Origin of the sequence: Sphingomonas lacunae, assembly GCF_012979535.1 — a bacterium.
In the GTDB taxonomy this organism is placed as follows: Bacteria; Pseudomonadota; Alphaproteobacteria; order Sphingomonadales; family Sphingomonadaceae; genus Sphingopyxis; species Sphingopyxis lacunae.
The window spans coordinates 193,829-208,387 of record NZ_CP053015.1 but is presented as its reverse complement, the minus strand read 5'-3'; the positions used below and the strand labels follow the sequence as shown (position 1 = coordinate 208,387).

General features: G+C 62.8%; 11 protein-coding genes and 1 tRNA gene. 2 read left to right on the top strand and 10 right to left on the bottom strand.

Going from position 1 to position 14,559, the window contains the following annotated elements:
• Positions 1-49 precede the first annotated feature (49 nt).
• The 3 genes from GV829_RS14245 to GV829_RS00890 form a co-directional block, all read right to left on the bottom strand.
• Positions 50-661: a hypothetical protein gene (locus GV829_RS14245; protein WP_212612137.1), complete on the bottom strand. Its 612-nt coding sequence runs from the start codon at positions 659-661 to the stop codon at positions 50-52.
• 323 nt (positions 662-984) lie between these two features.
• Positions 985-1,992, bottom strand: a complete 1,008-nt coding sequence (locus GV829_RS00895) for an NAD(P)H-dependent flavin oxidoreductase (RefSeq protein WP_425505429.1) — start codon at positions 1,990-1,992, stop codon at positions 985-987.
• Positions 1,993-2,012: 20 nt separating this feature from the next.
• On the bottom strand, positions 2,013-3,278 hold the full coding sequence (locus tag GV829_RS00890) for an aspartate kinase (protein WP_169943395.1): 1,266 nt from the start codon (positions 3,276-3,278) through the stop codon (positions 2,013-2,015).
• 132 nt (positions 3,279-3,410) lie between these two features.
• Here GV829_RS00890 and ubiG point away from each other — a divergent pair, with 132 nt between their 5' ends.
• Positions 3,411-4,151, top strand: coding sequence for a bifunctional 2-polyprenyl-6-hydroxyphenol methylase/3-demethylubiquinol 3-O-methyltransferase UbiG (ubiG, locus tag GV829_RS00885; protein WP_246202926.1), 741 nt, complete (start codon positions 3,411-3,413; stop codon positions 4,149-4,151).
• A 24-nt stretch (positions 4,152-4,175) separates the two neighbouring features.
• Here ubiG and GV829_RS00880 read toward each other — a convergent pair whose 3' ends face one another.
• The 7 genes from GV829_RS00880 to GV829_RS00850 form a co-directional block, all read right to left on the bottom strand.
• Positions 4,176-4,847, bottom strand: a complete 672-nt coding sequence (locus GV829_RS00880) for a glutathione S-transferase family protein (protein ID WP_169943393.1) — start codon at positions 4,845-4,847, stop codon at positions 4,176-4,178.
• 102 nt (positions 4,848-4,949) lie between these two features.
• Positions 4,950-5,402, bottom strand: a complete 453-nt coding sequence (locus tag GV829_RS00875) for a hypothetical protein (protein ID WP_169943392.1) — start codon at positions 5,400-5,402, stop codon at positions 4,950-4,952.
• Positions 5,403-5,503: 101 nt separating this feature from the next.
• Positions 5,504-10,030 carry a glutamate synthase large subunit gene (gene gltB / locus GV829_RS00870; RefSeq protein ID WP_169943391.1) on the bottom strand — a complete coding sequence of 1,509 codons (4,527 nt, stop codon included), beginning with the start codon at positions 10,028-10,030 and terminating at the stop codon, positions 5,504-5,506.
• Between the two features lie 31 nt (positions 10,031-10,061).
• Positions 10,062-10,748 carry a DUF2059 domain-containing protein gene (locus GV829_RS00865; protein ID WP_169943390.1) on the bottom strand — a complete coding sequence of 229 codons (687 nt, stop codon included), beginning with the start codon at positions 10,746-10,748 and terminating at the stop codon, positions 10,062-10,064.
• Between the two features lie 14 nt (positions 10,749-10,762).
• Positions 10,763-12,181 (bottom strand): NAD(P)-dependent oxidoreductase, encoded by a 1,419-nt coding sequence (locus tag GV829_RS00860; protein WP_169943389.1) that lies wholly within the window; start codon positions 12,179-12,181, stop codon positions 10,763-10,765.
• A gap of 170 nt (positions 12,182-12,351) precedes the next feature.
• The gene (locus GV829_RS00855) at positions 12,352-13,155 is read right to left on the bottom strand and encodes an undecaprenyl-diphosphate phosphatase (protein WP_169943388.1); all 804 of its coding nucleotides are present in this window, start codon (positions 13,153-13,155) and stop codon (positions 12,352-12,354) included.
• A gap of 44 nt (positions 13,156-13,199) precedes the next feature.
• A complete protein-coding gene (locus GV829_RS00850; RefSeq protein ID WP_169943387.1) occupies positions 13,200-14,168 on the bottom strand; it encodes an NAD-dependent epimerase/dehydratase family protein in 969 nt (322 codons plus the stop codon).
• A 293-nt stretch (positions 14,169-14,461) separates the two neighbouring features.
• Here GV829_RS00850 and GV829_RS00845 point away from each other — a divergent pair.
• Positions 14,462-14,548, top strand: a tRNA-Leu gene (locus tag GV829_RS00845).
• Positions 14,549-14,559 lie beyond the last annotated feature (11 nt).

Here is a 14,559-nt window from a genome sequence, read left to right as displayed (position 1 = left end):
ACACGGCTTATCGATCCTGGCTGGCGGTCCGGCGCGCGCCGTCGGGGACTCAACTGCCGCCAGGCGCCACACTGGTTGACGGCATGGGGGCAACCGCAGACGGAGCGACGGCGGCCGGTGCAATCGTTGAGGGCGTTTGCGGATTCATCGACCGCCAGATGGCATAATCGGCCCGATAGCGGTCATAAGCGGCATAGAAATCAACAAATGGCTGATCAACCGCTGCCAGCTGAGTCTGGGCAAAGGGCAGGATTCCCGCTGTGGGTTCATTGGCGGCCAGCCCGGCAATGGCAAAGGCCCGCTCGCAAAAACTGCGCAGGACCGGCGGCTGAGCGAAATAATTGTACAGTCGTGTAGAAAGGCTGTCCCGAAGGGCAATGCCATTGGTCCCATTGCGACGACCCAAGTCAGCGATAACCCACCGTTCGGCCCGACTGATGGCCGTCCGATTGGTGGTCAGGAATCGCGAGTAATTTGCCACCAGTATCGCTTCGTCCGGGCCGCGACAGTTGAGAGCGGCAACATTGAGCGCGATGCGGAATTGCCACAGCGCCTGTTCGGGGCTGAGATCGACATTGGGTGTCATCCGTCTGCCGTTCACATCGGTGATCGGGATGATCAGATTGGGAGCCGCGCTGTTCGGCGGCACGGGCATCGGCATCGGAGCGGGGGCAGGCGCCGGCGCAGGTGCAGGCGGCGGCGGCGGCGGTGGGGGCGGCGGCGGTGCAGCACAGGCTGCTAGTGCCAGCAACAACGCAACGCCTGTCGTCCGTTTGAAGCCAAGCCCACGCATTCGATCACTCCCCATCATCATTCCTGTCCGGTCAGGACTTTGCCGTTCATGGTCCGGGCGCTTCCATGCCAATTTGGTTTGGCGCTTGCAACGCGTTTGCACGTCATGACGTCAAAGCGCACGCGCTTTGCGCCGCATGGATTGCTCTGGTCAATATTGCCGAAGGGGACATGGCCTTCAGAGCAAGCTGATCAGCCGGCGAGAGCTGCCTCCGCCTCGCTCGCCAGTTCAGCGATGATGTCTGCGACTGGCTCTTCCCTAGACACCATGCCGACTGATTGGCCAGCCATGACCGATCCATTGTCCACATCACCGTCAATCACCGCCCGTCGCAGCGCCCCGGCCCAGAACTTCTCGATCTCAATCTGTGCCTCGGCCATGTCCAACTGACCGTCGTCGAGCATCTGTGCCACTTCTCGCTGCTTGGCGGTAAAGGCTTCTGTCCCGGCATTTTTGAGCGCGCGTACCGGGATAACGGGCAGACGCGGGTCAATCTGCACGCTGGCCACGGCATCGCGAGCAGACGCGCGGAGAAAGGCCTTCTTGAAGGCGGGGTGGGCAATGCACTCGGTCGCACAGACAAAACGGGTGCCGAGCTGGACGCCTGCAGCGCCCATGTCCAGCCATGCGGCGATCGCTTCGCCCCGGCCAATCCCGCCAGCGACGAAAATCGGCACGTCGGCGGCGAGGTGCGGCAATATTTCCTGCGCCAGCACACTGGTCGATACCGGGCCAATGTGGCCGCCAGCCTCCATCCCTTCGATCACCAAAGCATCAACGCCCGAACGGACCAGCTTCTTGCCCATGGCCAGCGTTGGCGCGAAACAGATGACCTTGGCGCCTATATCCTTGATTGCTTCGATGCTGCCCTTGGGCGGAAGGCCGCCCGCCAGCACGACATGGCTAACGCCATGCTTGCCGCACACAGCAATCAGTTCAAACAAGTCGGGGTGCATGGTGATCAGGTTGACGCCAAACGGCCTGGCGGTCATCGCTTTGGTCGCCGCAATTTCCGCGTCGAGCAGATCGACCGGCATCGCACCTGCCGCAATCACGCCAAATCCCCCGGCGTTGCTGATAGCCGAGACGAGATTGCGTTCGGAAACCCAGCTCATCGCCCCGCCGAGAATGGCAAGGTCGCTGCCCAGCAATTCGGTACCGCGCGCCATTGCGGCGGACAGGTGCGGATAAGCCATCATGTCATCCCCCCTAATCTCGGTCACGCCGCGTCTTTCGCGTCCAGCCCATAAGCGCTGTGCAGTACGCGGACAGCGAGTTCCGTATAGTCATCCTCGATCAGTACGCTGACCTTGATCTCGCTGGTCGAAATCGCCTGGATGTTGATGCCCCGGTCGGCCAGTGCCTTGAACATGGTCGCGGCCACCCCGGCGTGGCTTTTCATGCCGACGCCGACCACGGAAATCTTGGCAACCTTACTGTCACAGATCAGCCGGTAATAGCCGATCTGCTCCTTGCGTTCCTCCAGCAGGGCCTGCGTGCGCGCCAAATCGGCGGCGGGGACGGTAAAGGTGACGTCGGTCTCACCCTTGTCCTTGGCGATATTCTGGATGATCATGTCAACGTTGATGTTGGCATCGGCGAGCGGACCAAAAATGGTCGCCACTGCACCCGGCCGGTCGGCGATGCGGGTCAGCGTCACCTTCGCTTCATTCTTGTCGGCGGCAATGCCGGTGATCAGCTGGCGTTCCATATCAAGTCCTTCAAGTTCCTCGTCGGAAACAATCATCGTGCCGGGGATGGTGTCGGCTGCCGGCGCATCGTCGTCAATGAAGGATGACAACACCTGCACCCGGACATTTTCTTTCATGGCCAGGCTGACCGATCGCGTTTGCAATACCTTGGAACCAACCGAAGCCAGCTCCAGCATTTCCTCATAGGTGACGGCCTTGAGCTTTTGCGCCTTCGAAACGATGCGCGGGTCGGTCGTATAGACACCGTCGACATCGGTGTAGATGTCACAACGATCAGCCCCGATTGCAGCAGCGACCGCAACCGCGCTCGTGTCCGAACCGCCGCGACCCAAGGTGGTGACGCGATTATCCTCGGTCAGCCCCTGAAATCCCGGGATCACGGCAATTTCGCCAGCCTGCATCGAGGCGATCAGCGCGTCGCTGTCGATCGAATCGATTCGCGCCTTGGCATGGGCATCGTCCGTGCGGACCGGCAGCTGCCAGCCCAGCCAGCTGCGCGCTTTGCTGCCCAGCGCCTGCAAATGCATGGCGAGCAGGCCGGACGTCACCTGCTCGCCGGCGGCAACGACGACATCATATTCCGCCGGATCATGCAGCGGATCAGCCTCGCGGCAAAAATTGACCAGCCGGTCGGTTTCGCCTGCCATGGCGGAGACGACGACGGCCACTTCATGCCCCGCGGCCTGTTGCCCCTGGACGATGCGAGCGACGCGGCGGATACGCTCTGTGCCCGCCATCGATGTGCCGCCGAATTTCATTACGATCCGTGCCATGCGGTCCGGTTTCCCCTGAAACTTTTCGCGGTTTTCCGCGCTGCGGCCTGTTAGGCAAGGGGGGGCGCTATGGCAAGGGGAGAGGGGTGGTGCTATTTCTCCGCGCATAGCTATGCCATGGAATCAGCCACAATGAGCACGACCGCCACCATCCGCCCGGACGAAGCCGCCCATTTCGGCCAACTGGCCGCTGACTGGTGGGACCCGAACGGTTCATCGGCGATGCTGCATCGATTGAACCCGGCCAGGCTCGGTTATGTGCGCTCAGCCATTGACAAGCATTGGTCGACTGATGGTGCCAGCTTGCGTCCACTTTCGGGCAAGCGCGCACTGGATGTCGGCTGCGGGGCCGGCCTGCTCGCCGAACCGCTGGCGCGACTGGGCGCAGCGGTCACCGGCGTTGACGCAGCCGCAGAGAATGTCGCCGTTGCTGCTGCCCACGCTGCCGGTCAACGGCTCGTCATTGACTATCGCCATGGAGACATAGCGGACACGGCCTTTGCCGAACCGATTGGCCTTTTTGATCTTGTCACCTCGATGGAGGTAATCGAGCATGTTGCCGATCCGCGCACCTTTCTCGCCGCCCTCGTCGCGCGGATGGCTGACGGCGGGCTGTTGATCCTGTCGACCCCCAATCGCACCGCCGCCAGCAAGCTTTTGCTGGTTGAGGGTGCTGAGGCATTGGGCGCGGTACCAAAGGGGACGCACGACTGGTCGCGTTTTCTGACGCCCGAGGAATTGACCGCTCTTGCGGAAGACTGTGGCTTGCGCGTCGTGGACATCACCGGCCTGAGCGTCGACCTTGCGACCCGTGGTTTCAAGGCCGGCGGGTCAACCGCGCTCAACTATCTGGTGACCCTGATCCGCGCCTGAGCCGGTTGTCCTGCCTGCCCGATCTCAGAAGTTGACATCGCCATAATGAGGCGGTGGCAGCAGCGGTCCCATCCGTTCATCAAGCAGGGGGCGGAAGCTCGGGCGGCTCTTCATTGCTGCATACCAGTCGTGCACCCCGTCATGCCCCGCCCAGTCGATGCCGCCCAGATAATCCGCCACGGAAATATGAGCCGCAGCGGCCAGGTCGGCCATGGTGATGGTGGTACCGGTCAGCCACCGGTGATGGTCGAGCAGTGAGCCGATCATCTCCATATGCTCGTTGGCTGCCCGCATCGCGTGGCGCAGCATCGTCGCGTCGGGCGTCTGCCGGTAGAACAGCCGCTTGATCATCTTTTCCTGGAGCAGCGGTGCGCCGACTTCGGCATAGAATTTGCTGTCGAACCAGGCGACCAACCTGCGGATTTCGGCGCGAACCGTCGCACTGCCGGCAAACAGTGGTTTGGCGGGCTCGGTCTCCTCGAAATATTCGCAGATGGCGACCGAATCCGAAAGCGTCAGGTCACGCTCGCTGTTGAGCATCGCCGGCGTCCGGCCGGCCGGGTTGATGTCCCGAAAGCCCGGTCGATGTTCCCACGGATGTTCGTTGACCAGGTCATAGGCAATGCCCTTTTCGCCCATCAGCAGGCGAACCTTGCGCGAAAAGGGGCAGAGCGGGAATTGATAGAGTTGCCACATGCCCCGGCATTAGCGCAGGCCACCCGCATCGCCAATGGCGCAGCCTTGCCTTTGGTGACAAATATGTGACGATGGGCGGCCCAGTTCGCGCTGCCCAGCGGATCAGCGCTCTTCGCGTGCCCGTTCCATCCGGTCTTGCCACTGTGCCGCCATATCGCGGGCCATTGCCTCGAACATGGGCAGCATCCGTGCCATTTCATTTGTCATGCTGGCCATGGCCCTGCCGGCATGGCGAGCATCTTCACCGAGCCGCGACGGCATGTCGTCATCATGCCCGGTCAGGTCTCCTAATGTCGCGTCCGCCGGCACATCGGCCAGATCCGAATCCGGGTCGATTCGCGCTGCTGCTTCAGCCAACGGGCCAATCGGCATCGCCATCAACGCCCGGGTCAAAGCCTCCATGGCATCACCGACGGCGTGGATCCGTTCCGGATTGTCCCATTCGGTCGCCATCCGCTCCAACGCTTCGCTGCTCGGCAGGGTGCGGTCCTGTGCAGAAGACGGGGAAACTGCGGCCACGCTGGCGAGGGCGGCAAAGGCAAGCATACGCACCATCAGCCTGTGCTCCTGTACAAAGGGCAAAGGGGCGGTCATGCCGCCAATGACGGCTCTCTAGGCGGGGAACGCTTTCCACAGGCTGAACGGCTGATGGCCACTCACTCGGCCGCGACGGGCTGCTTTTCCCCGTCGGCGAGGGGATGGGGCAGTCGGCCAATCATCTCCCTTGGACACACTTGCCACATCCGCTGTCGCCACCGGTCCCAATCGGCCAGCACTTCCTTGGCCCAACCGCTTTCAGTTGCCTTCACATGCGCTTCAATCAAGCCCAGGACCTGTCGCTCCCAATGGGTTGAAGCGAGGCGTTGCCAGAAGATGCTCTCCGGGTTGGCGCGCCGCTCGAACCGTCCGTCGATGTCGAGGACAAAGGCCATGCCCCCGGTCATCCCCGCACCAAAGTTCGGACCTGTCAGGCCCAGGATGACGGCCGTACCGCCGGTCATATATTCGCAGCCATTGGCCCCGCAGCCTTCGATGACGACATCAGCGCCACTGTTGCGCACGGCAAAGCGTTCGCCCGCCTGCCCGGCAGCAAACAACTGCCCCGCTGTCGCACCATAGAGCACAGTGTTGCCGATGATGCTGTTGTCCCGGCTGAACAGGCGCGAGGAGACAGTCGGCCGGACAATGATCCGGCCGCCGGAAAGCCCCTTGCCAACATAATCATTGGCATCGCCAAACACTTCCAGCGTGACCCCCTGGCAAAGGAAAGCACCCAGCGACTGCCCCGCCGAGCCGCGCAGGCGTATCTGCACATGATCAGGCGCCAGGGTCGCCATGCCGAAACGCTGCGTCACTTCCGCCGACAGGCGCGTGCCGACGGCGCGGTGGGTGTTGCGCACCGTATAGGTCAGCTGCATCTTCTCGCCACGCTCGAACACCGGCTGCGCATCGGCCAGTATCTGGGCGTCGAGGCTGTCGGGTACCTCGTTGCGGTGGGTCGGGATATTGAACCGCCGCCCGCTCTCCGGCGCATCGACCTTGGCGAGGATCGGGTTGAGGTCGAGGTCGTCGAGATGCTCCGCCCCGCGACTGACCTGTCGCAGCAATTCGGTCCGCCCGATGATCTCATCAAGACTGCGGAAGCCGAGTTTCGCCAATATCTCGCGCACTTCCTCGGCGATGAAGCTCATCAGGTTGATGACCTTTTCCGGACTGCCGCTGAACTTGGCTCGCAGTTTCTCATCCTGGGTGCAGACGCCGACCGGGCAGGTATTGCTGTGGCACTGCCGCACCATGATGCAGCCCATGGCAACCAGGCTCAGCGTGCCGATGCCATATTCCTCCGCGCCGAGGATGGCGGCGATGACCACATCGCGCCCGGTCTTGAGTCCGCCATCGGTGCGCAGCTTGACCCGATGTCTCAAGCCATTGAGCGTCAGTACCTGATTGACCTCGGTCAGGCCCATTTCCCATGGCGTTCCGGCATATTTGATGCTGGTTTGCGGGCTGGCGCCCGTGCCGCCGACATGGCCAGACACCAAAATGGCGTCGGCATGCGCCTTGGCAACGCCAGCGGCCACTGTGCCGATCCCGGCGGAGCTGACCAGTTTCACACAGACCCGGGCGCGCGGATTGATCTGCTTCAGGTCATAGATAAGCTGCGCCAGATCCTCGATCGAGTAAATGTCATGGTGCGGCGGCGGGGAGATCAGTGTCACGCCGGGCGTCGAGTGCCGGAGTCTGGCGATCATGTCGGTCACCTTGAACCCCGGCAACTGCCCGCCTTCACCGGGCTTGGCGCCCTGGGCCACCTTGATCTCGATCTCGTCGCAGGCGCCGAGATATTCGGCCGTCACGCCAAAGCGACCGGAGGCGATCTGTTTGATCACGCTGTTGGCATTGTCGCCATTGTCATAGGGTTTGAACCGGCGGCTGTCCTCGCCGCCTTCGCCGGACACGGCCTTGGCGCCGATGCGGTTCATGGCAATGGCCAGCGTCTCGTGCGCCTCTGGCGACAGGGCGCCAAGGCTCATGCCGGGCGTGATGAACCGCTTGCGGATTTCGGTGATGGCCTCAACCTCGTCGACCGGGATTGGCGCCTGAGCGTCGGTGAATTCGAGCAGATCGCGCAGATAGACCGGCGGCAGCTCCCGCACACCGCGCGAGAAAGCGAGGTAGGTCGAATAGCTGTCGGTCGCCACCGCTGTCTGGAGCAGATGCATCAGTTGCGCCGACCAGGCGTGGGTCTCGCCGCCGCTGCGGAAGCGATAGAAGCCGCCAATCTCCATCCGTGCAACGGCCGGGGCAAAGGCCTGCTCATGCCGCTCAGCCGCATTCACATAGAGCGAGGTATAGCCTTCGCCGGAAATCTTCGCCGGCATGCCGGGGAACAATTCGTTGACCAGTGCGCGGGACAGGCCAACCGCCTCGAAATTATAGCCGCCGCGATAGCTGGAGATAACCGCAATGCCCATCTTGGCCATGATCTTGAGCAGGCCGTCGTCAATCGCCTTGCGATAATTGGCGACGCATTGCTCTGCGGTCAGACCCCCGGAAAGCCCGCGCGACTGCCGGTCAAGGATCGCCGCTTCGGCCAGCCAGGCATTGACCGTTGTCGCGCCGACCCCGACCAGCACGGCATAACCATGGGTATCGAGGCATTCAGCCGAACGCACATTGATCGAGGCATAGCTGCGCAACCCCTTGCGGACGAGGTGGGTGTGCACCGCAGCGGCCGCCAGCACCATCGGCACGCCGATGCGTGTCTCGCTGATGGCCTCGTCGGTCAGGAACAGTTCGGACCGCCCGGCCCGCACTGCCGCTTCGGCATCGGCGCGGACCCGGGCGATCGCCTCGCGAAGACCATTGGCGCCGCTGCCATGGGCAAAGGTGCAGTCGATTTCGGCCACCGCCGCGCCAAACCCGGCTTTCAGCCGGGCCCAGTCAGTTGAGGACAGCACAGGGCTGTCGATCACCAGCACGCTGCTGTTCTGTCCGGTAGTGTCGAGGATGTTGGCAAGGTTCGAAAAGCGCGTCTTGAGCGACATCACATGCCGCTCGCGCAGAGAATCGATCGGCGGGTTGGTGACCTGGCTGAAATTCTGGCGGAAGAATTGATGCACCAGTCGCGGCTTGTCGGAAATAACGGCCAGTGGCGTGTCGTCTCCCATTGAACCGATGGCTTCCTTCGCCGATTCCATCATCGGCGCGAGGATCAGCTCCATATCCTCCATCGTCTGGCCCGCCGCGATCTGCAGGCGGGTCAGCCGCTCGCCAGAGGGCAGGGCGGTCGTCCCATTATCGGGGTCGGGCAGGTCGGCCATCGAGCGGAATCCGGCGACCAACTCGGCATAGGGCTGCTCCGCCGCAATCCTGTCCTTGATCGCCGCATCGGAGTAGAACTGCCCTTCTGCCAGATCGACCGCAAGCATCTGCCCCGGACCCAGCCGGCCCTTGCTGGCAATGTCGGATTCGGTGAGCACCACCATGCCGCTCTCCGACCCGACGACCAGCAAACCGTCCTCGGTCAATGCATAGCGCAGCGGGCGCAGCGCATTGCGGTCGAGGCCGGCCACCACCCAGCGGCCATCGGTCATCGCCAGTGCCGCCGGGCCGTCCCAGGGCTCCATGACGCTGGCGAAATATTGGTACATCGCCGAATGGTCCGGGGAGATTTCCGGGTCGCCGCCCCATGCCTCGGGCACCAGCATCAGCTTGGCGGTCGGCGCGTCGCGGCCAGAACGGACAATCGTCTCGAACACTGCGTCAAGCGCAGCCGTGTCTGACGCCCCGGCCGGAATGACCGGCTTGATCTCTTCCGACTGCTCGCCAAAGGCGAGGCTGGCCATCTTGATCTCGTGGCTTTTCATCCAGTTCTTGTTGCCGCGGATCGTGTTGATCTCGCCATTGTGGGCGAGGCAGCGGAACGGTTGCGCCAGCCACCATTGCGGGAAGGTATTGGTTGAATAGCGCTGGTGGAAAATCGCCACCCGGCTTTCGAACGCCTCGTCATTGAGGTCGGGGTAAAAGGTCGACAGGCTGGCCGCGAGGAACAGCCCCTTGTAGATGATCGACCGGCACGACAGCGAGCAGATGTAGAAATCAGCGATCTGCGCCGCCACCACCGCCTTTTCGATGCGACGACGCACGAGATAGAGCGTCTTTTCAAACTCTTCGGCGCTTTGCTCGTCCGGCATAGGTCCGGCGATCATGATCTGCTCAATCTCCGGCCGGGTCCGCTGCGCCTTTTCGCCGATCACCGTCACATCGACAGGCACTCGCCGCCAGCCATAGATGGTGTAACCCGCCTCGATGATCGCGCTTTCGACGATGGTGCGACAGCTTTCCTGTGCGCCAAGGTCGGTACGCGGCAGGAATATCATGCCGACCGCCAGTCGGTTGGGCCGCACCTTATGCCCCGAATTGGCGATATGATCGTCAAAGAAGCGCACCGGCAGGTCGACATGGATGCCCGCGCCATCGCCTGTCTTGCCATCGGCATCGACCGCGCCGCGGTGCCACACCGCCTTCAGCGCGTCGATCGCCGCCTGGACCACCCGCCGCGACGGCTGCCCATCTGTCGCCGCCACCAGCCCGACGCCACAGGCATCGCCCTCAAAGTCAGGGCGATACATGCCTTCCCGCGCCAGTCGGGCATGTTCGGGGGTGGGGTATTGGGTCATGACCATGTCGGATATTCCGGCCCACGCAATGCTAGAATTTGCTCGCAGCGTGATTGGTTGCCGCCGCTGCGGCTTCACTCGCAGCCTCCGCCTGCCCGGGCAAAACATCAGCCAGCGTTCCTTCCACCATGGATGTCGTGGCGGCGACCATCTCCGGATCGTTCATCAGCGTGATCGAATCCTCCGCATAACGGCGGCCAGTCGGCGTTGCGAAAAAGGCATCGAGCTCGTTCAGTTCGTTCAGGTTGTACCGGCGAGCGTAAATCCGCGTCAGAGCTGCCCGCACGGCCGGCTCTGCCTGATCAATCGCGGTCAACAGGGTGGCGGTGATGTTCGCCATGCCTTCCGCTACTGATGCGATGGCCTGCTCTTCGTCGGGGGCACGGCGCAACGGTCTGCCTGTGCGCGCCTCATGTTGTGCGCGGCGGGCTAGCTTGCCATTTTCCGATGTCGCCCATGTCATGGTTTCAATGCTGGCTTCGGCGGCTTCCGCGCCGACTGACATGGTTGATTCCATGATCCGGCGATAGGTGCCGACGGGCCAGATTCGATCAATCAAACGCCCCGCTGCGGCCAGCCGTTCGGGATCAGGGCCTGCGTAATTCGTTTCCGCCTCACCTGCGGAAACATCTGCCGTCGCTGTCCCTTCTTGCGCCTGCAGTGGTGTCGCCATTGCCAGCGTGGCGCTGGCGCCCAGCATCAACATCACAGTCCTCATCGCACTTCTCCCCATCAGCGGTGGCCCGCCAGCCAGCTGTTGATCCGTTCCGCCACATCGCGCCCGTCCTTGATGCCCCACACCACCAGGCTTGCGCCGCGCACAATATCGCCCGCGCCAAACACGCCGGGGACGGTCGTCATCATCGCCGCATCGACCCTGATCGTGCCCCATCGGGTCACCGCCAGCCCCGGCTCGCCGAACAGGGTGGGCAGGTCTTCGGCGTCAAAGCCCAGCGCCTTGATCACCAGATCAGCTGTTATGCTCTCGCCTCTCTCGGGGTCAGGCTCAGGGCTGCGCCGTCCGCTCGCGTCGGGCGCGCCCAGCCGCATGCCGCGCACCGCCACCCGCTCGATCCTGCCATGCCCTTCAAATGCTTCGGGCGCCGACAGCCAGTCAAACCGCACGCCCTCCTCCTCGGCATGGCCGACCTCGCGTTGGCTGCCCGGCATATTGGCTCGGTCCCGGCGATAGAGGCACCGCACTGATGCGGCGCCCTGCCGTATCGCCGTGCGAACGCAATCCATCGCCGTGTCGCCGCCACCAACCACAACGACATGCTTGCCTGCGGCATTGAGCGTGCCATCGGCAAATTCGGGCACATCGTCGCCCAATCCTGTCCGGTTCGACGCGATGAGATAGTCCAGCGCTTCGACCACGCCGTTCAGCCCTGTGCCGGGCACATCCAGACGCCGTGCGCGATACACCCCCGTTGCAATCAGCAGCGCATCGTGACGCTGCCGTAATTCGGCAAGTGACGCGTCTCGTCCGACCTCGAACCCCGGCACAAAGGTAATGCCCCCGACCACCAGACGCTGCACCCGCCGTGCGACAATGTCCTTCTCCAGCTTGAACCCGGGGATGCCATAGACCAGCAGCCCGCCGATCCGGTCATGCCGGTCATACACCGTCACCTCATGCCCGGTGACGCGGAGATATTCCGCCGCCGTCAGTCCCGCGGGGCCGGCGCCGATAATGCCTATGCTGCGCCCCGTCGGCTTGCCGGGGACAAGCGGCTCGACCCAGCCATTGTCCCATGCGGTGTCGGTGATGAACTTTTCCACCGATCCAATCGTCACCGCGCCATGACCGGAAAATTCCGCCACGCAATTGCCCTCGCACAAGCGGTCCTGCGGGCAGATGCGACCACAGATTTCCGGCATGGTCGATGTCGCATTGGACAGCGCATAGGCTTCCTGCAGCCGCCCTTCCGCCGCCAGTCTCAGCCAGTCGGGGATATGGTTGCCCAGCGGGCAATGGACGGTGCAATAGGGCACGCCGCATTGGGCGCATCGCGCTGACTGCGCCTCAGCCTCGACGGTTGTATAGCGCGCGGCGATTTCCTGAAAGTCCCGCGCCCTCGATGCAGCATCACGTTTGGCCGGATAGAGCTGGTCCGTCGCGGCGAACTGTTGCATGTCCTGACCTGCCATCGTGCGCCACCAGAGGATCTTCGCCAGGCATTGTGCCGACCCTCAACGTCTGGCAGATTGACAGCCACTTGTCAGCAGAGACACGGCATTTATGGCAATATAAGGAACGTTTTACGGCTGATCAGTCGAATCAGAACGCCCAATTTGGTCCATTTAGTCCCTATTGCGAATTAACGCATGATCAGCCAAACCAGTGCGGCGGACCCGACCACAATACGATACCAAGCAAAAGGTGCAAAACCGTGCCGGGCGACAATCGCCACAAAAGCCTTCACCACAGCCAGTGCCACGAGAAAGGCGACGCCAAAACCTATGGCAATCATCTCCATATCATCAGCCGATAACAGCGCCCGGTCGCGATAGAGCGAATAGACGGTGGCTCCGGCCATTGTCGGCACCGCAAGGAAAAAGCTGAACTCAGCAGCTGTCTTGCGTTCCACGCCCATCGCCAGCGCGCCAAGGATGGTGGCTCCAGAGCGGCTGACCCCGGGAATCATCGCGATGCACTGCACGCAACCGATGACGATGGCGGTGCGCAACGGCATGCTCTCGACGCTGTTGACCGTCACCGTTCTGACCAATCGTTCAAGCAGCAGGATCAGCACACCACCTACTACCAGCGCAATCGCCACAATCTCTGGCGTTTGCAGCACCGCGCGGATCGCGTCATAGGCGACAGCACCGATGATCATCGCCGGAAAGAAACCGATCATGATGTTGCGGGTGAAGGCTATGGCTTCAGCGTCGCGGCGCAACAAGCCCGTTCCGACGTTCCAGAATCGCCGCCAATAGACCACCAGCACTGCGAGGATCGCGCCCAGCTGGATAGCGATCTTGAACGTGACCGAGCCTTCGCCGGTAAATCCTAGCAACTCCCCGGCAAGGATAAGATGCCCTGTCGATGATACGGGCAGGAATTCCGTGAGCCCTTCAATGATGCCCAGCAATATGGCTGTGATGATGTCGCTGGACATGGGCCGTTCAATCCTTGGTCAGGGGAGGGGGGCGGCGGTGGCCGTCAGGCGGGGCTGGTCTTGGTAAAGCGGCCATGCGGGCGATAAATGTCCAGCCACTCACGCGCCACGGCATCCAGCGGGGTTGCCGGTATGCCCAAAGCCGCTAGCCCATCCGTCCCTTCTGCCACAACATTGTCTTTGGCCAGCATGGCGAGTTGATCGCGGGTGATCGGCGCTCCCGGCAACCAGCCGGTCAGCGTCGCGAGGGCGCTGGCGGCAAAGCCGGGCATGTCGAGCAACAGCGGCTCGTGACCACTCGTCCGGCCGATCCAGTCGAGCAGGTCGCGCATGCTGATCTGCTGCGGTCCGCCCAGTTCAAAGGTCCGTCCTGCGGCGGCGGGATCAGCCAGCGCCGCCACTGCTGCATCGGCAACATCGCCAACAAAGACGGGCTGGAATCTGGTGTCGCCCGAAACCACGGGAACCGGCGACAGCGGCAGGACCGATGCGGCACGGATCATCCCGGCAAAGCGGTTGATGAACTGGTCCTCACGGCCAAACACGATCGATGGGCGAAGGATGATTGCGCCGGGTAGCGCGGCCCGCACTGCCGCTTCCGCTGCCGCCTTGCTGCGGCCATAGGCAGATGGACTATCGCTATCGGCGCCAATTGCCGACACCTGGATCATCCGGGCGCCGATGGTGGCCGCGGCATTCGCGATATTGCGGGCAGTGGTGACATGGGCGGTTTCGAAATCGCCCTTCAATATGCCTATCAGGTTGATCACGGCATCGCTGCCGATCATCGCCTTGGCGACAAGGTCAGGCCGGGTCGCGTCGACGGCCACAAGTTGCACCTGCCCCAGATTGCCGAGCGCCTTGATGGCATGGGCGCGTGAGGGGTGGCGTTGGGCGATACGGACGCGTGCACCCGCCGCCATCAGCGCCTGGGCCATATGCTTGCCAAGAAATCCGCCGCCGCCAAACAGGGTGATCAGCTTGCCGGCGAGGGCATGGGGTGCGACAGCCATGATGTCTCCACGAAACAGGTCACAGAAAATTTGGGAGGAGGCAGCGGACCCGCGCCATCCCATGAGCCCGCATTGCCCCGACGGTGGCTCCCGCGCAAGAGGGGAGACGCAGCGGATTCGCGGCAATTTCATCCATTGTTGCGCCGTGCTCTGCGCGGCTGGTCCGATCAACCCTCATTCCAGCCCCGGCAAATCCGCAGAAATGCTCGACAGACCGCAAAAAGCCGAATATTCGCACCGACCGCTGTTGACAAGCCGCCCACCCCGCCGCTATCCGCCGCGGCCTACCCCGTGCCCAGATGGCGGAATTGGTAGACGCACCAGCTTCAGGTGCTGGCGCTCGCAAGGGCGTGGAGGTTCGAGTCCTCTTCTGGGCACCATTTCCTCTTTA

Excerpts from the sequence above, each read along its gene's own strand:
- GV829_RS00860 (WP_169943389.1), bottom strand. The coding sequence starts at position 12,181 with ATGGCAGGTCAGGACATGCAACAGTTCGCCGCGACGGACCAGCTCTAT.
- GV829_RS00855 (WP_169943388.1), bottom strand. The coding sequence starts at position 13,155 with ATGTCCAGCGACATCATCACAGCCATATTGCTGGGCATCATTGAAGGG.
- GV829_RS00865 (WP_169943390.1), bottom strand. The coding sequence starts at position 10,748 with ATGAGGACTGTGATGTTGATGCTGGGCGCCAGCGCCACGCTGGCAATG.
- ubiG (WP_246202926.1), top strand. The coding sequence starts at position 3,411 with ATGAGCACGACCGCCACCATCCGCCCGGACGAAGCCGCCCATTTCGGC.
- GV829_RS00880 (WP_169943393.1), bottom strand. The coding sequence starts at position 4,847 with ATGTGGCAACTCTATCAATTCCCGCTCTGCCCCTTTTCGCGCAAGGTT.
- GV829_RS00850 (WP_169943387.1), bottom strand. The coding sequence starts at position 14,168 with ATGGCTGTCGCACCCCATGCCCTCGCCGGCAAGCTGATCACCCTGTTT.
- GV829_RS00895 (WP_425505429.1), bottom strand. The coding sequence starts at position 1,992 with ATGATGGCTTATCCGCACCTGTCCGCCGCAATGGCGCGCGGTACCGAA.
- gltB (WP_169943391.1), bottom strand. The coding sequence starts at position 10,030 with ATGACCCAATACCCCACCCCCGAACATGCCCGACTGGCGCGGGAAGGC.
- GV829_RS14245 (WP_212612137.1), bottom strand. The coding sequence starts at position 661 with ATGCCGATGCCCGTGCCGCCGAACAGCGCGGCTCCCAATCTGATCATC.
- GV829_RS00875 (WP_169943392.1), bottom strand. The coding sequence starts at position 5,402 with ATGGTGCGTATGCTTGCCTTTGCCGCCCTCGCCAGCGTGGCCGCAGTT.
- GV829_RS00890 (WP_169943395.1), bottom strand. The coding sequence starts at position 3,278 with ATGGCACGGATCGTAATGAAATTCGGCGGCACATCGATGGCGGGCACA.